General features: G+C 34.0%; 29 protein-coding genes. 26 read left to right on the forward strand and 3 right to left on the reverse strand.

Annotated elements, in window-relative coordinates; translation table 11 throughout:
• Positions 1–2: 2 nt before the first annotated feature.
• The 14 genes from TRESU_RS03875 to TRESU_RS03920 all read left to right on the forward strand — a co-directional run bounded on the left by TRESU_RS03875 (position 3) and on the right by TRESU_RS03920 (position 9387).
• Positions 3–419, forward strand: a complete 417-nt coding sequence (locus TRESU_RS03875; RefSeq protein WP_013700995.1) for an immunity 70 family protein — start codon at positions 3–5, stop codon at positions 417–419.
• A gap of 34 nt (positions 420–453) precedes the next feature.
• On the forward strand, positions 454–633 hold the full coding sequence (locus tag TRESU_RS03880) for a phage tail protein (protein WP_041611954.1): 180 nt from the start codon (positions 454–456) through the stop codon (positions 631–633).
• Between the two features lie 42 nt (positions 634–675).
• Positions 676–822: a hypothetical protein gene (locus TRESU_RS14875; RefSeq protein ID WP_169309737.1), complete on the forward strand. Its 147-nt coding sequence runs from the start codon at positions 676–678 to the stop codon at positions 820–822.
• 11 nt (positions 823–833) lie between these two features.
• Complete coding sequence (locus TRESU_RS03885; protein ID WP_041611956.1) at positions 834–2087, forward strand: AHH domain-containing protein; 1254 nt, start codon at positions 834–836, stop codon at positions 2085–2087.
• 13 nt (positions 2088–2100) lie between these two features.
• On the forward strand, positions 2101–2649 hold the full coding sequence (locus TRESU_RS03890; protein WP_041611957.1) for an imm11 family protein: 549 nt from the start codon (positions 2101–2103) through the stop codon (positions 2647–2649).
• Between the two features lie 220 nt (positions 2650–2869).
• A complete protein-coding gene (locus TRESU_RS03895; RefSeq protein WP_013700997.1) occupies positions 2870–3307 on the forward strand; it encodes a hypothetical protein in 438 nt (145 codons plus the stop codon).
• Positions 3308–3383: 76 nt separating this feature from the next.
• A complete protein-coding gene (locus TRESU_RS03900) occupies positions 3384–3581 on the forward strand; it encodes a hypothetical protein (protein WP_013700998.1) in 198 nt (65 codons plus the stop codon).
• Positions 3578–3979: a type II toxin-antitoxin system VapC family toxin gene (gene vapC / locus TRESU_RS03905; RefSeq protein ID WP_013700999.1), complete on the forward strand. Its 402-nt coding sequence runs from the start codon at positions 3578–3580 to the stop codon at positions 3977–3979. Before TRESU_RS03900 ends, vapC begins: the two co-directional genes overlap by 4 nt.
• Before the next feature lie 308 nt (positions 3980–4287).
• Complete coding sequence (locus TRESU_RS15905) at positions 4288–4452, forward strand: FibroRumin family radical SAM-modified Cys-rich RiPP (protein WP_013701000.1); 165 nt, start codon at positions 4288–4290, stop codon at positions 4450–4452.
• 1 nt (position 4453) lies between these two features.
• Positions 4454–4612, forward strand: a complete 159-nt coding sequence (locus TRESU_RS14640; protein ID WP_013701001.1) for a FibroRumin family radical SAM-modified Cys-rich RiPP — start codon at positions 4454–4456, stop codon at positions 4610–4612.
• A 90-nt stretch (positions 4613–4702) separates the two neighbouring features.
• Positions 4703–4849, forward strand: coding sequence for a hypothetical protein (locus TRESU_RS15090; RefSeq protein WP_013701002.1), 147 nt, complete (start codon positions 4703–4705; stop codon positions 4847–4849).
• Positions 4846–6246 (forward strand): FibroRumin system radical SAM peptide maturase, encoded by a 1401-nt coding sequence (locus TRESU_RS03910; RefSeq protein WP_013701003.1) that lies wholly within the window; start codon positions 4846–4848, stop codon positions 6244–6246. Before TRESU_RS15090 ends, TRESU_RS03910 begins: the two co-directional genes overlap by 4 nt.
• The gene (locus TRESU_RS03915) at positions 6225–8354 is read left to right on the forward strand and encodes an ATP-binding cassette domain-containing protein (RefSeq protein ID WP_013701004.1); all 2130 of its coding nucleotides are present in this window, start codon (positions 6225–6227) and stop codon (positions 8352–8354) included. The genes TRESU_RS03910 and TRESU_RS03915 overlap by 22 nt, the downstream gene beginning before the upstream one ends.
• An 88-nt stretch (positions 8355–8442) precedes the next feature.
• A complete protein-coding gene (locus TRESU_RS03920) occupies positions 8443–9387 on the forward strand; it encodes a GTP pyrophosphokinase (protein ID WP_169309738.1) in 945 nt (314 codons plus the stop codon).
• Positions 9388–9750: 363 nt separating this feature from the next.
• On the opposite strand, the gene TRESU_RS03925 is transcribed toward TRESU_RS03920, so the two are convergent.
• A complete protein-coding gene (locus tag TRESU_RS03925; RefSeq protein ID WP_245535699.1) occupies positions 9751–11058 on the reverse strand; it encodes an IS110 family RNA-guided transposase in 1308 nt (435 codons plus the stop codon).
• A gap of 96 nt (positions 11059–11154) precedes the next feature.
• Here TRESU_RS03925 and TRESU_RS14645 point away from each other — a divergent pair, with 96 nt between their 5' ends.
• From TRESU_RS14645 to TRESU_RS03975, 10 genes are all read left to right on the forward strand, one after another.
• Positions 11155–12573 (forward strand): TM2 domain-containing protein, encoded by a 1419-nt coding sequence (locus TRESU_RS14645; RefSeq protein WP_169309739.1) that lies wholly within the window; start codon positions 11155–11157, stop codon positions 12571–12573.
• A gap of 48 nt (positions 12574–12621) precedes the next feature.
• The gene (locus TRESU_RS03935; RefSeq protein WP_013701006.1) at positions 12622–13749 is read left to right on the forward strand and encodes a PDDEXK-like family protein; all 1128 of its coding nucleotides are present in this window, start codon (positions 12622–12624) and stop codon (positions 13747–13749) included.
• A 13-nt stretch (positions 13750–13762) separates the two neighbouring features.
• Positions 13763–14083, forward strand: coding sequence for a hypothetical protein (locus tag TRESU_RS03940; protein WP_013701007.1), 321 nt, complete (start codon positions 13763–13765; stop codon positions 14081–14083).
• A 49-nt stretch (positions 14084–14132) separates the two neighbouring features.
• Positions 14133–14345, forward strand: coding sequence for a hypothetical protein (locus TRESU_RS03945; protein WP_013701008.1), 213 nt, complete (start codon positions 14133–14135; stop codon positions 14343–14345).
• Complete coding sequence (locus TRESU_RS03950) at positions 14342–14740, forward strand: PIN domain-containing protein (protein WP_013701009.1); 399 nt, start codon at positions 14342–14344, stop codon at positions 14738–14740. The genes TRESU_RS03945 and TRESU_RS03950 overlap by 4 nt, the downstream gene beginning before the upstream one ends.
• Before the next feature lie 123 nt (positions 14741–14863).
• A complete protein-coding gene (locus TRESU_RS03955; protein ID WP_013701010.1) occupies positions 14864–15304 on the forward strand; it encodes a GNAT family N-acetyltransferase in 441 nt (146 codons plus the stop codon).
• Positions 15305–15464: 160 nt separating this feature from the next.
• The gene (locus tag TRESU_RS03960) at positions 15465–15824 is read left to right on the forward strand and encodes a type II toxin-antitoxin system RelE/ParE family toxin (protein ID WP_013701011.1); all 360 of its coding nucleotides are present in this window, start codon (positions 15465–15467) and stop codon (positions 15822–15824) included.
• A complete protein-coding gene (locus TRESU_RS03965; protein ID WP_013701012.1) occupies positions 15814–16101 on the forward strand; it encodes a helix-turn-helix domain-containing protein in 288 nt (95 codons plus the stop codon). The genes TRESU_RS03960 and TRESU_RS03965 overlap by 11 nt, the downstream gene beginning before the upstream one ends.
• Positions 16102–16211: 110 nt before the next feature.
• A complete protein-coding gene (locus TRESU_RS03970; RefSeq protein WP_013701013.1) occupies positions 16212–16670 on the forward strand; it encodes a hypothetical protein in 459 nt (152 codons plus the stop codon).
• A gap of 26 nt (positions 16671–16696) precedes the next feature.
• The gene (locus TRESU_RS03975) at positions 16697–17350 is read left to right on the forward strand and encodes an SIMPL domain-containing protein (protein WP_013701014.1); all 654 of its coding nucleotides are present in this window, start codon (positions 16697–16699) and stop codon (positions 17348–17350) included.
• Positions 17351–17722: 372 nt separating this feature from the next.
• Here TRESU_RS03975 and TRESU_RS03980 read toward each other — a convergent pair whose 3' ends face one another.
• On the reverse strand, positions 17723–19030 hold the full coding sequence (locus TRESU_RS03980; RefSeq protein WP_245535657.1) for an IS110 family RNA-guided transposase: 1308 nt from the start codon (positions 19028–19030) through the stop codon (positions 17723–17725).
• 58 nt (positions 19031–19088) lie between these two features.
• On the opposite strand from TRESU_RS03980, the gene TRESU_RS03985 reads away from it, so the two are divergent.
• Positions 19089–19724, forward strand: a complete 636-nt coding sequence (locus tag TRESU_RS03985) for a hypothetical protein (protein WP_013701015.1) — start codon at positions 19089–19091, stop codon at positions 19722–19724.
• Between the two features lie 190 nt (positions 19725–19914).
• A complete protein-coding gene (locus TRESU_RS03990; protein ID WP_013700960.1) occupies positions 19915–20604 on the forward strand; it encodes a dihydrofolate reductase family protein in 690 nt (229 codons plus the stop codon).
• Here the strand turns inward: TRESU_RS03990 and TRESU_RS14880 are convergent.
• The gene (locus TRESU_RS14880; RefSeq protein ID WP_148228251.1) at positions 20597–20791 is read right to left on the reverse strand and encodes a hypothetical protein; all 195 of its coding nucleotides are present in this window, start codon (positions 20789–20791) and stop codon (positions 20597–20599) included. The genes TRESU_RS03990 and TRESU_RS14880 overlap by 8 nt on opposite strands.
• Positions 20792–20928 lie beyond the last annotated feature (137 nt).

A 20928-nucleotide genomic window follows, 5' to 3' on the forward strand; every position in this document is an offset into this window, starting at 1 on the left:
ACATGGCTGTAGGATTGAAAGTAAAATTTAATTGGTATCAAATTGGAGAATCTGAACTGTTATATTCTTTTTTTTCAACAATTGCATACAATCTTGAGAATAATATTTGGGGAAGTAAATTTCCTACTATTATGATAGACTTGTATCAAGGTAAAGTTGATGTTGATAAACTCCAATTCGTTGAGCAAGAATTACAAACTATTAGAAATGAACTGAGTCTGCTCCCCGTCAATAAATTAATTTGGAATATAGATGATTTGTCAAAAATGCCACCGTGGGGAACAAATATAAGTAAAGATATACGAAACCTTTCAGATTATTATGTTACATCTGATGGCAATAATTTATTAGATGTTCTTTTCAAAGCAATAAATAAGGCAAAAGAATTAAAATCGTATCTTGAAATTAGCAGTATTTAATATATATATCTTTTTCAGAAACTACGGAGAGCCTATGCCTGACAATTCAAAATTATCGCCATATTTATTTACTGTAGAAATTGACGGCATTGAAACCGCCCGCTTTCAAAAATGCGAAGGACTTGAGGCTGAAACAGAAACCTTTGAGTTTGAAGAAGGCGGCGGACATATAATTACCCAAATATTTAACGGTCCTGGTGAACAAATAAATTAGGTTCCTCAGGCACAAACATTGAATCGGGGAGACTGGAAAGCAATGGAAAATGATGTAAAGAAATTATTATACAAAAATGATGATTTAGGAAAAGTATTTAGAAAATCTGTTAAACAAATAAATGATTTAAACCTATATGATGATAATGTATTAAATGAAAAAAGGCTTGATGATTTGAATTCCTTTTAATGTGCAGGAAAATGGCAGACAACAACAATCTGTCATTGAAATCGGAATTCCCACAGGGGAATTTTGAAATTGTTGAGGATGAAAAGACAGAAACAGAATTGAATCCTGACAAAATCGAGAATGAGAAATCTTTCTGGAACACATTATGGGGAGCACTGCAGGGCGAATACAACGAGAACCCGACAGGAACGGAAATCCTCATCGATATGGGGCTGAACTTCATTCCTTTTGTCGGACAGGCCTGTGATGTACGCGATATAACGGCATGTCTCAAAAAACTTGTCATAGAGAAACGAGTAAATGAGATAATGATTTGGGTTACTCTCCTGCTCACTGCTATTGGCTGCGTTCCGTATGCTGGCGATGTGGTAAAAGCTGGCTGCAAGGCAATCATAAAGGGAGCTGATGACATCGTTCTGAAAATCCTGCGAAAACTCGATGCGGAGGATGTGCAGAAAGCGTTCAAGATACTCAGAAGCAAGTTCACGTCAAGCATTGACGATGCATCTGCAATGGTGAACAAATGGATTGAGAAAGCCGGCAACTCAAAATATGGAAGCAAAATAAACGAAGTTCTTACAGGAGCGAATGAGAACCTAAGGAAAGCCTCTGATTTCGTCAATAACAAGATTGATGAGTTTGGGGAGAAGATATTTGGAAATGGAAAAAAGAATATTAATATAGATACTTATGAAAAAAAAGAAATCAAATCTGTCGAAATATCAGCTCTGAAGAGCAGTGATTCGTTTTCTGATATTTCTAAACAATTAAAAAAGATGGTTCCAGATAAATATGTAGAACGGGCATCAAAAGCAATTAATGTCATGCCTGAGAAAGAACAAAAGGAAGTTTTAGACTTTATTGAAAAACTATATAATGATTTTGGTCCAAAGAAAACAATGCAGGATCATCATTGGATAGAGAAATCAAGAATTGGAAAAAAGAAATATCAATTTTTGAAAAATCCTCCGATGAAGATAAATTTATATGATGATAAGAAAAACCTGTCGTTAATTGTCGGGCATAATGGAAGTCATAAGAATACATATAACCTTTTGTTGGATACAAACTTAGATCGTATTACTAAGTCTTTAGAACAAGAATCTTTAAAAAGAAAACTTTCTATTAAAGAACTTTTTCAAGAAGAAAAAACGATAAAATGGATAAATGAAAATGTGGGAAAAGTTATTACAGATATGCAGAATACTGTGAAAAAAGACCATACAATAATGAATAATGTAGAAAAAATGTTTATATTAGATTAACTAGGAGTTTTTTATGAAATATTATTCTTTTGCCCCGTGTGGAATAGAAACTACAAAATTTTGTGAACCAGAAGTTTTTGGTGAATGGGAAGATGAGTTTTTGAAAGGCAATTATTGGAAAGACAGAAGTTTGAAACTTCCAATAACCATGAGCGTTGCAAATAAATACAATCCTGGTGATTATCCATTAGCAGATTCACATCTTGTATCGCAAAAATTTTTGGAGGTAATAAGAATAGTTAACAAAGATATCGAAATTCTTCCGACACAACTTTTTTATAAGGCTAAAGAACTTATTTGGGACACATATTACACAATTTTTTTTCCAGAATATGAAGCTTTTAATTTTGATAAATCTCAATACACATTATTTAGAAATAAAATTTTAGGTCTAAAAAAACTGGTTCTGTCAAAGGAAAAACTTAGTCTTATTGATACATCAAATAACATCTTTGTCTTAAAAGAAACGAAACTTGATGTAATTTGCACGGAAATAGCAAAGAACATGATAGAATCCGCAGGCATAAAAGATGTGCGTTTTACGGAACTTCCTGTAGAGTAAGTCCACTTGGTATATAGTATAGCATAACATGCACTTCAAAGCGGACGGCAAGTCAAGCTTGCCGCCGTTTAAGTGCGTTGTTATGTGGACGCCCGCACTGGGGCGCTTGAGGAGAAAAAAAAAAGACAAGAACTGAATTTGAAAAACGAGAAAAAGATGAGAAGTTAAAAAGAGAAGATTATGATATTGAGTCTAATCATTAGACTTGGAGAATATTAAGATGACAGATAGAGGCGAACGTACAAAATGTCAGTTTAAAAGGATTGAAGGATATTTAATAATTGATTCTAAATATTATGGAAGTGAAGATGATGTTTATTCAACACATTCTATTTTTGTAAAAAATGAATATATTTTTTGGCTGTATAAAAATTTAAATGAATTATTGGATTCTGACATTATTGAACGTAAATTCCGAGAATCAAGTAAAACCCCGGAAGAGTATTTAGATATAGAATTTAAAGGCGGCCTTGACAGGTGTACTACTGTCATGATTGATATCACATCAAAAAATGATAAAGGTTTTGGTTGGATGATGATTCCTTTTAATGAGAGAGACCCATTCAATAAAGAAGACAGCCTATATCCATTTTTGATAGAATTGGAAAAATATGTGCCAGAATCTGATAAACCAAAAATAATCCCTCAGTGGAGATAAAGTCTTCATAGTATTTTTAAGTTATTTGAGCAAAAAACTCAAAAATATGGTATAATAATGTTAGCGGAGGTCTATTATGGTTGCAGAGGCTCTAAAAGAAAAAGTCATGAATTATTTCACTCTTCTTGATGACGAACAGGCTCAGATGGTAATTTCGTATATAGAAACAATAGATGTAACACAGAAAAAGAAGCAGAAAAGCCTTGCGGACTTAAAAGGCAAAATCCAGTTTGCTGACGGATATGACTACAAGTCTATGAGGCGCACACAATGATTCTTGTTGATACATCAGTACTGATAAATTTCTTTCGCGGCAGGGAAACAGCAGGAACAAGATATTTGGAAGCATTAATCAGCGAAGAAAAACCGTTTTGCATTAATGAGTTTATTTATCAGGAACTTCTGCAAGGTTCAAAAAACGAAAAAGAATTCTCCACGCTCAAATCATATCTAGGCGAAATTCCCCTATACTCCTTAAAGCTTGGCATTCAGTCTTATGAAAATGCTGCAATCCTCAATTTAAAATGCCGGAGAAAAGGTGTTACAATCCGCAGTACAGTCGATTTGCTTATCGCCGAGACCGCGATAGAAAATAATATTCCCTTGCTCCACGATGATGAAGATTTTGTAAATATGGCTCGCGTTATTACTGAATTAAAGCTCGCTATATAAAAATAGCACATAACAAAGCTTCAAAGCGGATGTCGCGGTCAAGCCGCGCCACCGTTTAAGCAAATGTTAGCTGGATGCCCATATTGGGGCGCAAAATGTAAATTAAAAAAATGAAAAATCAGTACAAAAAATACAACTTTTACAAATTATACAAACCCTTATATTACAAGGAGTTACAGAGTTTGCTAAAAAATACAAACTGTCTAAATCCTTATAATATAAGATTTTAGACAGTTTGTATAATAGGTATTGACAATATTATATATAATATATATAAGTTTTTAACTCTTTGTAAAAGGTAGGCTATTATGATTTCATTAACAGATAATTCATATGAATTGATGTTTGGAAACATCAACGAAGAAGTTATGTCTGCTGCTCAGTGTATGTCACAGTGTACAGGTTGTATGTGCAATTGTCGTTGTTCATGCTCTGGCGGATTTGTAATGGATATGGAATGGGAGGCTTTGTAATATGAGTGCATCAATTAATCAATATGCGGAACTATTTGGCAATGTAAATGCAGAAGTGACATCAATGCCTCGTTGTGCATGTGTTGCTTGTAATTCATGTACTTGTGGTTGTAGTTGTAGAGCAATTCCAGAAATGGAATTTGAATGGGAAAATATCTAATTAATTTAAATTTGAATTCTTAAAATCAAGTTGCCAGTTATCTTTTGAGTTGAAGCTTAAAAATAACTGGTTTTTTTTTAGGTGGTAATTATGGTTGCTACAATAATGCAATATGAAGAATTATTTGGACATACAGAAAACGATGTTATAGCATTTGGAAGATGTAATTGTGTTCCAAGTGCTAGATGCTTGCCTAATTTTACTTTTGAAATTTGTCTAGGATGGGATAATATATGAAATTTTCAAAATATACACATGCTTTTAGTCTTGGTAATGATATTGCCTTGTACAATTCTTTAAGAATGAAACCTGTTTATTTGCCAAAAGATAAATATTTCTTAATTAAAAATTTTCTTTCAAGTGATTCTGAAAATATTTCAGACGATATAAAAAATGAAATAAATGAACTTGGAAAATATAAAATCATTATAAAGAATGATGAAACAGATTCAAAAATTTTGGATTTTGTAAAATCTAAAATCCCAGAGTCTGCTGTGAATATTTGTTATTTTATTCTTTCAGAGCAGTGTAATTTGGCTTGTAAATATTGTTTTTTGGGAAATAACAACAAGGACAAAAGAATCAAATTTCATAAAGAAAATATGACAAAAGAAATTGCTGAAAAAGGTGTTGCTTATTTCGTTAAACAATTAGAACTTCAGCCATTAGATGAATCAAGAAAACCAAATATAATTTTCTATGGTGGAGAACCTTTAATCAATTTTGAAATACTTGACTTCGTTGTTTGTAAATTTGAAGAATTAAAAGAATCTCATCCAGTCTTAAAAAACATTGAATATTCCATTGTAACAAATGGTTTGCTTTTAACCGAAGAAAGATTAAGAAGATTGCATCAATTGAAAGTAGCAATTGCAATTTCGATTGATGGCTGTGATGAAAAAGCTAATCAAATGCGTGTAGATACTGCAGGAAACACGGTTTTTAATAAAATAATAAAAACACTCGATTTGGCAAAATCTATAGAAATTCCTGTTTCGTTATCAATTACGCTTACGGAAGAAAGCATAAAAAATAAAGATGCTATGCTTGAGTTGATAAAAAAGTATGATATTAAAGGTCTTGGATTTAATATCATGATGTCTGACTCTAATACAAAATTACCAGAATCATACAATGTTGCGGCTGCAAATTTTATAATTGATATGTTCAAAGAACTTAGAAAACTTGGAATTTATGAAGATAGAATAATGCGCAAGTTAAAATCTTTCACAAGTTCTCAAGTTTATTTCTCTGATTGTGCGGCAACGTCAGGTGCTCAAATCGTTATTGCTTCAAATGGTGAAATAGGAATTTGTCATGGTTGCTTAGCAGACAGAAAATATTTCAGTCAAAATGTTGCTAAAATTGATTTTGATCCAAAATCAGATTCAATTTGGAAAGAATGGAGTTTACTTTCACCAATTTTGAAGGATGAATGTCAGGATTGTGAAGCTCTTGGAATTTGTGGAGGTGGTTGTCCTATAAATGCAACAAATGAAAAAGAAGAAAATTCAATTCATTCTCTTGATACAAGATTTTGCACTCATGCAAAATCAACTTTGGAATTTTTCATTAGCGACTTATACAGAATTATTTCTGGAAAAGAGGAAAAATGTCAGAAAATATCATTGTAGAAGGAATTCAAACAAATAATCTAAAAAATATTGATGTTGAGATTATTAAAAATGGAATTAATGTTATTATAGGGCCATCTGGAAGTGGAAAATCTTCTCTTGCTTATGATACAGTTGCTGAAATTGGTTTACATGAATTAAATTCAATGTATTCTGATACAATAAGTGAACCTCGCTATAAAGTCCGTTCTTATAAAAATATAATAACATCAATTCCAATAAAACAAATGAATAACAATAACAATATTCATTCAACAATTGGAACATATTTTAATATTAGTCAGTATTTATGTGTTATTTTTGCGACAGTTTTAAATAAAGATTATGATTTCTTTGTTTTGAATAAAAAAGAAAATATTTGTCAAACTTGTCATGGATTGGGATATAAAAAAGATTTGGACATAAATAGAATTGTTGATTATGACAAGACTGTAGAAAATATCCCTATAAAATGCTGGACTCGATACAAAGATTTTTACAGCGCAATTTTAAAGGATTTTTGTATTGATAATAAAATTGATTACACAAAAAAATTTCGTGATTTATCTGCAAAGGAAAAAGAACTTATTTTATATGGTCAAAGTTCAAAAAAATATTCCGAACGATACAAAACTGTTAATCGTTTAGCAAGCAGAACTTCAAACTACTATGGCATAATGCTCAAAAAACCGATGATGGTAAATTTTGAGCCAAGTTCGATTTTTTACACACAAGTAATTTGTAAAGATTGTTGTGGCGAAAAATATTCTTCGGAACATCGTGATTATAAAGTTGAAAATCTTTCCATTGGGGAAGTTCACTGTTTGCCATTAAAAGAACTCTTACAATGGATTGAGTTAGTCAAAAAAAATGAATCCAGTGAAAATTTGAAATTCTCAATAAATCAAGTTCATTTATTTGTTTCAAAAGCTGTTGAACTGAATTTAGGTCACTTGAGTTTGAATCGAATTATTCCTTCTTTGTCAGGCGGAGAACTTCAGCGATTACGATTAGTTCAGGTTTTTAACTCTCAGTTAAATAATCTTTTAATAATTCTTGATGAACCATTAGCAGGTCTTTCTAAAAAAGAAAAGGATTTGGTTTTCAATAATGTCAAAACACTGTCCAAAAAACACACCCTTTTAATTGTAGATCATCATTCTGTATTTTTTGATGATGCAGCAAAAATAATTTCAATGGGTGAAAGAAGTGGAAAATTTGGTGGTTCAATAATTGATACAAAAGCGTATATAAAAACGCAACAAGAAAATTTTTCTTTGCCAGTTCTTCAAATTGATAAAACTGAAAAAATCAAAATTGAAAATACAGTTTATGGCTATAAAGGCATAAATATTGAAATTGCTAAACAAAGAATGAATATTATTACAGGCAGTTCTGGAGTTGGAAAATCAACTTTGTTAAGAGAGTATCTACCACAGCATTTTGAAAAATATGCATATATAAATCAGAAATCCTTGTCTGGAAATAGTCATTCATTTGTTGCTACAAATTTAGATGTTTTTAATCCTATGCTTGATTTGTTTGCAAAAAAATTCAAAAAAGATAAATTGTTTTTTTCAAATGTATCAGGGGCGGATGGTGCTTGTCCGATTTGTGGAGGCACAGGTAAGTTAATATATGGCACAGACAATGATGATAGAGTTTCTGTAGATTGTAAGGATTGTAAAGGCACTGGGTTTAATAAAGATTTAGCAAAATATAAGATTCAAGATAAGAATCTCTTTGATATTTGGTATATGACTATTGATGAAGCTGTTGATTATTACGAGAAACAAAATCCAAAAATTACGGAGGCATTAAAAAAAGCTCAAGAAATTTTACTTGGACATTTACAATTAGGTCAACTTACTTCCACTCTTTCTGGTGGTGAAAACATAAGAATAAAAGTTTTGAAGTCATTAAAAAGTACAGCAGAAATTTATGGAATTGATGAGCCATTCAGAGGTTTGAATAATTATGAAATGCATAAAGTCGCCGCCTTTTTATCAAAAATGGTAACTGATGGAAAAACAATTATTGTTGTAGACCATGAGGAAGAGGCTTTCAAATATTTTTCTAAGCATATCGAATTAGTAAAAAATAACAATTGGTTGGAGGGAAAATATTGAAAAAGACTTCTCAAGAATGGGAAAAGGCAAAAACTGAGTTTAAGGAATGGTATTTTGATAATTCAAAAGTTTTAACTTGACAAAAGATATGTACCAGTCTTTGATAACATCACTTCTGTTTGATGGAAATGATATTTCTAATCCTCAGATCGAAGGAAGAGTAAAAGATAGAAAAAGTTGCATTGACAAATTTGAACGAAAATATTTAGATGAATTTGAAAGCAATATTTCTATAGATGATATAAAAGAAAAGATAACTGATTTTGTTGGTATTCGAATAATATGTTATTATGAGGATGAAATTGAAAAAATAGAAAAAGTTATTCGAGCAAATTTTGATGTTATTGATAAAACGGATAAAACACAAAAGCTAAAGGATTCAAATATTTTTGGCTATAAAGGAATTCATTTAGATGTTAGATTATCAAAAGAGAGATTAAATTTGGATGAATATAAGAAAGTTTCAAAATTTTCTGTTGAAATTCAAATACGAACAATTATACAACATGCTTGGAGTTCTCTTGATCATAAGATAATTTATAAAAATGAAAGGTCTCCAGAAATTACAAAAGCTGCAGAACGACTTGCTGCATTATTTGAAATAGCTGATTCTGAATTTTTAAGATTAAGAAATGAAACTCAAAAACAAGAAAAACTCTCTGAAGAAAAAATAAAGGCTTCTGAGGATAAATCTGAAAAATCTTCCGAAATTATAAGTTTAATGACTTTTAAAAGTTTTCTAAATTTAAAATTTCAAAAATATAATTTTTATGAACATCGTACTAATGCTATTTTACAAGAAATTCTTAGATGTAATTCAACTTTTAGTATTAGTCAATTAACAGATTCTTTTGAAAGCAATATTAAAGATGTAGAAAAATATAAACATGATAATGAAAAAATTTTATCGATGAACCCATACACAATATTAAGACATATTTTATATGTACATGATAATGAAACTTTTTCTGCATTATTAACAGATATACAAAAAAATAATTTTGACAGTTTTATAAAAAAAATTGACAGCTAACACAGTTTTCAAAGCCGACAAACCGGTTAAGCCGGTTTGCGGTTTGATATGTTGTGCCATTTGTCAACATAAAAAACTCCTTTTGAGAAAAAATATAAAAAAAAACGGAAGGAAAGCGATAGATCGGCACATGGCCATTCTGATATACGTGGATTCGCCTGAAAATCAGGTTTACCGACAGGTCAATGGTCCGCCTGGAATTCTTTCTCTCTAACTGCGAGCATAGGAAGTTAAAAAGTTTCCCGCTCATAAACCGCTCGAAGATAATTCCTTAAATGCTCACAAATTCCTTCCGTTATGATACAAGTTAATTTTTCGCCAGAATATCTTTAGCGAAAGTTTCATCCCGCAGGTGATTTGATTTCATTGCGCAATAAACTCCTCGACCGTTTTTTGAATGTCGGAAAGCTCCCCCTCATCAATTTTGTTCAAGGCAGTTTTCCTGTTGTCAACAAAATTCATCATTCCCCAGACAAAACATGCAAGCTCCCTTGCCCCCGCCGTCGTTACTAGATTGTAGGGGAGCCCTTTTTGGGAAAGATAAAGCATTCTTTTTCTGAGCCTGAGCGTGCACTTGTCCGCGTAAGAAACGATGGCGGCGGACGCATTTTTCTGCCGCTCTTTTACCCTGACTGATTTTGCCGTGACAACAGAATGCATTCTAAGGCTTCCCGCACACTCAACAAGAAGACTTCTGACTCTTGAATTCCCAGCTTTCGTAATCGCCGTGTGCCGTACTCTATTTCCGCTTGAATCCTCGCCGGGACAAAGTCCTATAAAGCTTACGAAGGACTTCGCCTTTGAAAAACGGGAAAAATCCCCGATTTCCGCGACAATCGAAATAGCGGAGACATAACTGATTCCAGAGATGCACACCAGAGCATCAATTTTTTCCCTCACTTCATCATCCTTGCAGAGTTCCAGAATCTTCGCCTCAATTCTCTGAACTTTGTCCATGAGCGTTATTACTTCGGCGTGATATTCCTCAAATGATTCCTGAAGCCACTTGTCAGCGAAGTTCATCGTCCTGAGCCAAGCCATGTGAGCCTGCGTCCAGTAATGGCCGCTCTGAGGATAAGGCAAGCCCATTCGCAGCAGGAAAGAAAGGAGGTTCTGCTTTGCTTTTTTGAGCATGGTGATTTTTGCCGTCCTGACCCGTGTATATTCCTTTATCGCCTCAAGTTTTTCAGAAGGAAGGCAGACAGGGCTGTAGGTTTTGAAGGCGAGAGTCTTTGCAAGAAGGCGGGCGTCCATCCTGTCTGTCTTGACTTTCTGACCAGGTGCCTTTGCTATTGTCGATGGGGCGATAATGACGCAGGCGAAGTCTTCTTTTTGAAGTTTTCTGCAAAGTCCGTATCCTGTGGGACCTGCCTCGTATCCAATAAGAAAAACTGCATCTTGCCCGACTGATTTTTGAAGGTTCTTCAGGTAGTGAAGCGTGTTTTCAAATTTGGAAGAGCTTTTGTGCTCCGCGAATAATTTGTCTTCACGGCTGTCATAAGCACAGAAAGAATTTGTGTCCTTGTGCACGTCAATTCCGACATAGATTACTTTTGTGTTCTCTGTTACATTGTTCATTGTAGTGCTCCTTTTTGCATGAGGCAGGTCATGCTTGTTGTTTTCTATTCCAAGTTTACGACCGAACCCTCGATTCTGCAAACCTGGTGGCACTACATATTGTCTAAAACAATGTTAGGTGGATGGGCCACTGGGCTGCTTGGTGTTTCAAGAAAAGTCCACCTATTTTCATTTTATAAGAGGAAAATTATGGACGATTTAGAAAAAAGAAAAATTTACAATCTTATTCAGTTGGCTCTTCAAGCTTTCCAAAGCAATAAATATCAAATAAACTCCTACACCCCTTATTATGGAGAAAACGGAACAAGTGGAATAAAATTTTCTGTAAAAGTTAATGAAACCGAACTTGCATTTTTCGCAGGATTTTCCACAGACAAAAAATATGAAAACCAGCTTCTCTTCGGAGTATTAAAATCTGACTGTAATGAAAAAGTATCAAAACTAAAACATTTAGATGATGACGAAAATGGAAATAAGATTCAAGAAAAAATTAAAATTGATACGAGATTTACATCTTTAGAAGAAAACTCGCAAAAAGAGAAAATCTCAAAATGGTTAAATGAGCAGATTAGAACATTTTTATCAATGTATTCATTATTTAATGGTTCACTAAAAAAATCATCAAACAAAGAACAAAATCCTATAAAGAGAAAACTTATTCTTTCATTCACTTGCCTTTTGTTCGGTTGTCTTGGTGTTCATAGATTCTTGCTTCGACAATGGGGAAGCGGTTTTTTACAACTTTTCACCATGGGTGGTTTTTACATATGGTGGATTATCGATACGATTCGCCTTTTTACAGGAAATTATCCCGATTCAGACGGCATTTTATTAAAAGATAAAATTAGAGAGTATAAAGATGCTAATAAAGTTGAATATGAAAAAGAAATTGAATCGTATGAAAATATAGATACAAAGACATGGTTCAAAATCGTTGAACTGCCTTGGCTTATAACAGTACTTGGAATAGTGCCGAGTTGCTTTTGTCCGATATTTGCAGAAACAAACGAAATTGTATTTATTGCATTGGCTGCAGTTAGTAGCATCATTTTCTTGATTGGACTTATATCAATTTTTGCAACAATCGGTAAGAAAAGAAAAATTCGAATTGTAAATGACATTCCTATCACTAAAAATCCATATACATGGTTTTTAAGTAAAATCGGAAAAGCAGTTTGCGGAACTACAATTCTTGTTTTGGGTATTGGAATATTTGTATTAATTGCAATATTTACAACTTCAGTTAGTAAAAGTCTATCTAGTGGAAGTACTTCTTCAAAAAGAGCGACTTCTGGAAGTTCAGGTTCAACAAGAGGAAGTAATTCAGCCTCGACAGAAAAAAGCAATAAAACCTCAATCAAATATTATTATTGTGAATATTGTGGTCATAAAGAGATTAATTTAAAACTATTACTTAGTGGGCATTGTAATAGGCATCCAACAGCTCCTTATAGTGTACATCACAAATTATATGAAGGAACGATAAAATCTGATTACTATTGCAAATACTGCGGTCATAAAGAAAGAACAATAGATCATCTTACAAGTGGATATTGTCAGAAACATCCAAATGGTAGTGGTAAAGGACACCATCTACCAGCACTTTGAGCATACTATAATTTCAAGGCGTAAACCTTGCATAACGGAGGAAATTATATGCAATTTTCAGAGACAAAAGACTTGCTTGAAAAAGTAGAGCCTATAATCAAAAAAGCAAGAAAAGCGCAGGATGAAAAGGAAAAGTCTGGCGAATGCTTCAACACATTCAAAATTCTGGGAGTCCAAAAGAATGAAGTGCGTCTCCATTCGGCATTTTTGAGCGAGATTCTAGACCCTAAAGCCGTTCACGGACTTGGCGACTACTTCTTAAAGCCCTTTGTAAAAAAAGTGACAAAAATAGAAACTGAACTTGATACCAAAAATGCAGAAGTGTCTGTTGAAGAGTCTATCGGAGCGATAAGCGAGGACGGAAAGACAGGCGGAAGATTTGACATTGCCATAAAATTCCACAATCCAGACTATCTCATCTTGATAGAAAACAAAATAGATGCCGGCGACCAGATTTCTCAGTTACAAAGATACAACAATTATGCGAAGAAAAATTATAAAGACAACTACAAAATTCTGTATTTGACCGTAGATGGACATAATCCATCAAGACTTTCTTTGGGAAAAGCAAAGATTCCATACCAATGCATTTCGTATAAAAACGACATAAAAAACTGGCTCACAGAATGCATTGAAAAGATTGACACAAGGCCATTTGTTGACATTTCTGTACGTCAATATATTGCGGTCATAGAAGAGCTTACGAATACCGAACTGGAGGATACTATGAAAAAGGAAATCATCGAAAAACTTTATTCAAAAGAAAATCTTGAACTTGCAAAAGTTGCAGATGAGTTTGCAAATATATGGGAAGAAAAAGATTTGGTCATTTCTCGTATTATTGCAGAGAAACTGATTTCGGAAGGATTTTCTGATAATGGCGGTCAAGTTTACAAAAAACTTGACGACAATCTTAAGACATATTTCGAATATGAAAATTATTCTCCAAATCTTGGTTTCAAGACCGAAAAGAAGTTTGAAAACAAAAAAGCACTTAAGCAGGTTTTGGCGTCCACCGGATGCTCTGAGTTTATAATGCAAAATCTTGAAGATTCCGGTAATTGGTTAAGCTTTTACTTCACTTATGGCACAGATAGAACGATTGAAGATTTTTATCAAGCTATAAAGAATGTGCTTGACCAGCTTGAAAACGGATTCAAGAAAATCTCACAATAATAGGCTGCGTTTTATGCATTTATTTCTTATAGCACTCATCACTCTGATTTTGCTGAATTTTGTTATAGCCATTTTCAGCAAAAAAGCGGGCATTACTGCAAGATTTTCGGAAGATACATTGAATCAGCAAATTCTTTCTATTGATAATGAACTTGGAAATGGAAAAATTTCTGAATCAGAAGCAGAAAAACAAAAACTTGCGATATTGAAGAAAAATCAAAAACTTGAAATAGCTGCAAAAAGGCTAAAAATCGTAAAATTTATGTTTCTCGGATTTATTTTGTGTGCATGTCTGTTGTATGTTCTGTTATTTTTCTTTTTGAAGTGGATATAATGCAGAAAATCAAGAAATATGCTATAATGCTACTGAATGGAGGTGCAAAATGTCGTACGAAATGGTGATGGAAAAAATAAAGACTTTGCCAGAAGCAGCTCTGGAAGAAGTTTCTGTTTATCTTGATAAAATTGGAAACATTTATCAGGCAAAACAAAATGTCGATTTTTCATTTGTAGACAATATTTTTGGCACTCTAAGTGATTCTGAAGCTGATGAATTGCGTTCTTGCTGCGGTTTGAAATTTCGGGAGAACGCATGACATATTTTCTCGATACGAATGTAATCATCGACTTACTGAACGGAAATTCGAATGTTCTTGCTGCCTTTAAAAACGCATATACTTTTGATACGATAAAAATTCCTGATTTGGTCTACTATGAGGTTCTTCGTGGCTTTGAATATTCTGACCCTAAAAATCAAAAGACCGGATTTGAGATTTTTGCAAATCATTGTGGCATTGTGTATATGGATAAATCTGTTTTGGAAGAAGCTGCTAAACAATATGCATATTTGAGAAAAAATGGAATCACGATTGATGACGATGATATACTCATCGGCTCTTTTGCTATTGAAAAAGAATCTGTCCTCGTTACAAATAATACAAAGCATTTTAAGAATCTAAACGGAATCCAACTTGTAAATTGGAAAGAATAAGGTATATAAGAAAAATCGCCTAACACAGTTTTCAAAGCCGACATTTTTGCCATTCGGCAAAAATGCGGTTTAAAACATTGTTATGGCGACAGGCCACTGGCCTGCTTTGTAATAAAGGAAAAAATGGAAATTCGAGAATTAACAAAAAACGATTTGCCCTCTCTATTAGAATTATACATACAATTATCAGAAAATAATAAAAATATAACTTTAGAAAAATCAAAAGAAATTTGGATCAAACAAATTCAAGAAAATCCAAATATAAAATATTTTGGTGCCGTTGAAAATGGAAAAGTCGTTTCAACTTGCTATTGTGTAATAATTCCTAATCTTACAAATTTCTGTCAGCCAATTTGTTTTGTAGAAAATGTTGTAACTGATAAAAACCACAGAAATCAGGGGCTAGGGAAAAAAGTAATCGACAAAGCCATAGAAACAGCAAAAAAACATAACTGCTACAAAGTAATCCTTTTAAGTGGAATTGCAAGAAAAGAAGCGCACCAGTTTTATGAAAATTTAGGATTTAGTAGTGAAACAAAAAAGGCTTTTGACATGAGAATATGAGAAATATAATTTCCTCGAGTCGAGCTCGATGAAATTATGAAATAAAACTTTAGGGCTTGGACGAAGAAGCGATAGTACGCGGCTTTACGCCGCTTGATACTTTCAAGTAAGAAGAGTTATTTCATTTGACAAAATGTTAGCACATATGCTAACATGAATTATGTACAGAAAAGTGACATTCTATACAACTTCCGACGGAAAATGTCCTGTCGCGGAGTTTATAGATTCTCAACCGGCAAAAGTTGCTCAGAAAATAGCGTGGGTTCTTAAGGCTGTTCAGGAAATTGAAAAAGTTCCAAAAACATACTTTAAGAAATTATCAGATACCGATTTCTACGAAGTCAGAATTGAGTTGGGTGGAAATATTTATCGGCTGCTAGGATTCTTTCACAATGGAAATATTGTAATTCTTACAAATGGTTTCCAAAAGAAGACTCAGAAAACACCGAAATCTGAAATTGAAGTTTGTGAAGCAAGAATGAAAGATTTTTTGAAAAGGAGTAAAGAAAATGGCAAATAAAACATTTGATTTAGATGATTATATTTCTCAGCGTAAAGAAAAAGATTCAGAATTTGCAAAAAATTTTGATACAGGTTATGAAGAATTCAAAATCGGCATGATGATAAAAGAAATGCGGCTAGAAAGCGGAATGACACAAGAACAACTTGCCGAAAAACTTGAAACAAAAAAAAGTGTCATTTCAAGAATGGAAAATCATTCCGAAGATGTCCGATTGTCTACTTTGCAAAAAGTAGCTTCTGTATTCGGAAAACAACTTAAGGTTGCAATGTTGTAAAATTACCATAACAAAGCTTCAAAGCGGATGTCGCGGTCAAGCCGCGTCACCGTTTAAGCAATTGTTATGTGGACGCCCGCACTGGGGCGCTAGTTTTTAACGGAGAATATATGCCGAGAAAAATATGGAGTGATTTATCATCAATGCAACTTGGCAAATATGGTGAGTATTATGCGAAAATGGAATTTACATCATATGGCTTCGATGTATATACATCTGAAGTTGATGATCATGGTGTAGATTTCATTGCAAAAAGTAAAAATGGAACGTTTTATGAAGTGCAAGTAAAATCTGTTAGAGATGATAATTATGTTTTCATAAAAAAAAGTAAAATTGTTCTTCAAAGTAATCGTTTAATTTGTTTTATTCGATTCAATGACAATGAATTACCAGATTGTTATGTTTTTCCTGCTACTGTTTTTGAAAAACCAGACGGTTCCCTTTTTACATCTAAAGATTATGAAGGTCTAAAAAGTCAACCAGAATATGGAATTAGTGTAAAGAAAAAAGAAAATCTTGAAAAAATGAAAAAATATCGTTCTGAAATTACACTTTTGGAATTACGTTAATTTTTTTTATTTATGTCGGAGGAATTATGAATAATAGAACAATTGTCATCACAGGAACTTCTACGCTCAATGTAAAAACAGACTATGTAAAAATCAAATTTGATATTGATAAAAAGGATTTATCATATGAAAAAACTTTGTTGTTATTGATTGAACAAATTGATGCAATCACAAAAATTGTATTAAAAAATGGTTTTACAAAAAATGATTTAAAAACAACAGATTTTAATGTAGAAAAAGATACGAAATATGATAATAAATCAAAGGAGTACCATTTTGTTGGATACATGGCTCGAGAAACCTTAAATCTATCATTCCCAATTGACAATAAAAAAATAAATTCCATTCTTCACGATGTGTGTGCTGAAATAAAAGATGTTGATTTTAATATTTCTTTTTACTGCTATAATCCAAATAAATACGAAAATGAACTCATAAAACTAGCAGTAGAAGACGCAAAACAAAAAGCATTATTGATTACGGATACAATAGGTGTAAAACTAAAGCAGATAGAAAGAATAGACTATTCATTTTCAGAAGTCCATATAGACAATTCTTTAGAGTATGATTTAGCTCCAGAAATATGTTGCCAGGAAACAACTATTGGTGTTATTCCCGATATGGAGCCAGAAGATACTAAATTAAATAAAAGCATCACAATTGTTTGGGAGATAGAATAAAATCACATAACAAAGCTTCAAAGCCGACAAACCGGTCAAGCCGGTTTGCGGTTTGATATGTTGTGCCATTTGTCAACATAAAAAACTCCTTTTGAGAAAAAATATAAAAAAAAACGGAAGGAAAGCGATAGATCGGCACATGGCCATTCTGATATACGTGGATTCGCCTGAAAATCAGGTTTACCGACAGGTCAATGGTCCGCCTGGAATTCTTTCTCTCTAACTGCGAGCATAGGAAGTTAAAAAGTTTCCCGCTCATAAACCGCTCGAAGATAATTCCTTAAATGCTCACAAATTCCTTCCGTTATGATACAAGTTAATTTTTCGCCAGAATATCTTTAGCGAAAGTTTCATCCCGCAGGTGATTTGATTTCATTGCGCAATAAACTCCTCGACCGTTTTTTGAATGTCGGAAAGCTCCCCCTCATCAATTTTGTTCAAGGCAGTTTTCCTGTTGTCAACAAAATTCATCATTCCCCAGACAAAACATGCAAGCTCCCTTGCCCCCGCCGTCGTTACTAGATTGTAGGGGAGCCCTTTTTGGGAAAGATAAAGCATTCTTTTTCTGAGCCTGAGCGTGCACTTGTCCGCGTAAGAAACGATGGCGGCGGACGCATTTTTCTGCCGCTCTTTTACCCTGACTGATTTTGCCGTGACAACAGAATGCATTCTAAGGCTTCCCGCACACTCAACAAGAAGACTTCTGACTCTTGAATTCCCAGCTTTCGTAATCGCCGTGTGCCGTACCCTGTTTCCGCTTGAATCCTCGCCGGGACAAAGTCCTGTAAAGCTTACGAAGGACTTCGCCTTTGAAAAACGGGAAAAATCCCCGATTTCCGCGACAATCGAAATGGCGGAGACATAACTGATTCCAGAGATGCACACCAGGGCATCAATTTTTTCCCTCACTTCATCATCCTTGCAGAGTTCCAGAATCTTCGCCTCAATTCTCTGAACTTTGTCCATGAGCGTTATTACTTCGGCGTGATATTCCTCAAATGATTCCTGAAGCCACTTGTCAGCGAAGTTCATCGTCCTGAGCCAAGCCATGTGAGCCTGCGTCCAGTAATGGCCGCTCTGAGGATAAGGCAAGCCCATTCGCAGCAGGAAAGAAAGGAGGTTCTGCTTTGCTTTTTTGAGCATGGTGATTTTTGCCGTCCTGACCCGTGTATATTCCTTTATCGCCTCAAGTTTTTCAGAAGGAAGGCAGACAGGGCTGTAGGTTTTGAAGGCGAGAGTCTTTGCAAGAAGGCGGGCGTCCATCCTGTCTGTCTTGACTTTCTGACCAGGTGCCTTTGCTATTGTCGATGGGGCGATAATGACGCAGGCGAAGTCTTCTTTTTGAAGTTTTCTGCAAAGTCCGTATCCTGTGGGACCTGCCTCGTATCCAATAAGAAAAACTGCATCTTGCCCGACTGATTTTTGAAGGTTCTTCAGGTAGTGAAGCGTGTTTTCAAATTTGGAAGAGCTTTTGTGCTCCGCGAATAATTTGTCTTCACGGCTGTCATAAGCACAGAAAGAATTTGTGTCCTTGTGCACGTCAATTCCGACATAGATTACTTTTGTGTTCTCTGTTACATTGTTCATTGTAGTGCTCCTTTTTGCATGAGGCAGGTCATGCTTGTTGTTTTCTATTCCAAGTTTACGACCGAACCCTCGATTCTGCAAACCTGGTGGCACTACATATTGTCTAAGCAGTTGTTATGTGGACACCCGCACTGGGGCGCGAGGAAAAAAAATGGAACTTTTAAAAGAATTTGAATTTGAAAAAATACAGCTTTTGGTTGATGACAAAAATAATGTCCGGGATTTTAACATTCTTGATTTACGTGATAATGAAGTCTACACTCTTGAAGATTTAATCGGCGCAAAAATTAAAATAAAGACTTATAGTATTATAGAATCTGATCATAAATTCTGGGAAGGGCATTATTTGATTTTGTATTCTGAAAATGGAAATGAGTTTAAAATCGATTTGTTCAGATTCAGACGTGACATTACTGCAAAAAAAGTTGAAACCACTTTGACAAATCTTTTTGATGAATTCGTGGCAAACGCTGATATTCTTTGTATTGGAGAAGAGATGTCTGTTGATGAAGAAAAGCAGACTATCCGAGATACTGTTGAGGAAAAAGAAAGCTGGTGGTATTTTAAGAAAGGAAGTGACGGTAGATTTTATTTTTGCAGCGGTCCCCGGGAAGATGAAAACAGCGCGGATGATTTTGACTCAGCTGTAATCAAATACTTAAATGAAAAAGAAAGCACGGCACAACACAATTTTCGCATGACTGTTGACAAAGGTGGTTGCCCCGATCCTGACCCAAGAAAAAGTCTGAATGAAATATTCAATAAAAAAAGGAAATCAAAAAAGTGACAAGAAAAGAATTTGAAAACCTGTATCATCTGCCGAAAACGGAAGTTGATGCAGGTGAATAAATATAATATCAATATCACATAACAAGGTTTTCAAAGCGGATGTCAAGGTCAAGCCTTGCCACCGTTTAAAACGCTAGTTATGTGGACGCCCGCACTGGGGCGCTTAATAGTAAAATGGAAATCAAAATATGGAAAATAAGAACAGACCAATAACGACATTGTTTATGCTGGTATCAGTTGATGGAAAAATAAGTACAGGCTCGACTGATGAACTTGATGTAGATAAAGATTTTCCTAAAATCAAAGGTTTAAAAGAAGGCCTGCATCAATACTATGAAATCGAACAAACTACTGATTTATGGTCTTTTAATACAGGTCGAGTTCAGGAAAAGATGGGAGCAAACAAAAATACTTTACCTCCAAAAACACCTGTTTCATTTGTTTTGCTAGATAATTCACATTTGGATGAGCGAGGAATAAAGTATTTTTGCGCCAAGTCAAAAGAATTTGTTCTTATGACATCTAACAAAAATCATCCAGCTTATTCAGTTAATGAGGAAAATCTTCATATATTGTATCAGGAAAAATTTTCTTTAAAGAATGGTCTTTACCAGTTAAAAAATGATTTTAGCTGCGAACGTCTTACCGTTCAAAGCGGAGGCACTGTGAATTCTATTTTTCTACGAGAAAAACTGATTGATTTTGTAGACATAGTTTTGGCTCCTGTCCTCATAGGAGGAAAAGATACATCCACACTTATAGACGGTAAATCCATAATGTCTGAAAAAGAGCTTGCATCATTAGGAGTATTGAAGTTATTGGAGTGTAAAACTTTAAGCAATTCATACATTCGTCTTAGATATAGGGTAATCAGCTGAACTTTAGGGCAGGAACAAAGAAGCGGTTATAGAAAAAGAGGTTTATTTCAGAAAGCAAGTCAAGCTTGCTTTCTGAAATAAATGATTTAACTTTAGGGCGAAGCAAGATAGTATTAGAACGCGGCTTTACGCCGCTTAAAACAAGTAATAGAAGCATACACTTCAAATGGTCATATAAAATTTTCATAAAAAAAAGGATTTTAGAAATCCAATTCTGTATAAGAAATAATTTCGTATAACAAGAAGTTCAAAGCCGACACAGGCTCAAGGCCTGTGCGGTTTGATATGTTGTGCCATTTGTCAACATAAAAAACTCCTTTTGAG

This window comes from Treponema succinifaciens DSM 2489 (assembly GCF_000195275.1).
GTDB classification, from domain to species: Bacteria; Spirochaetota; Spirochaetia; order Treponematales; family Treponemataceae; genus Treponema_D; species Treponema_D succinifaciens.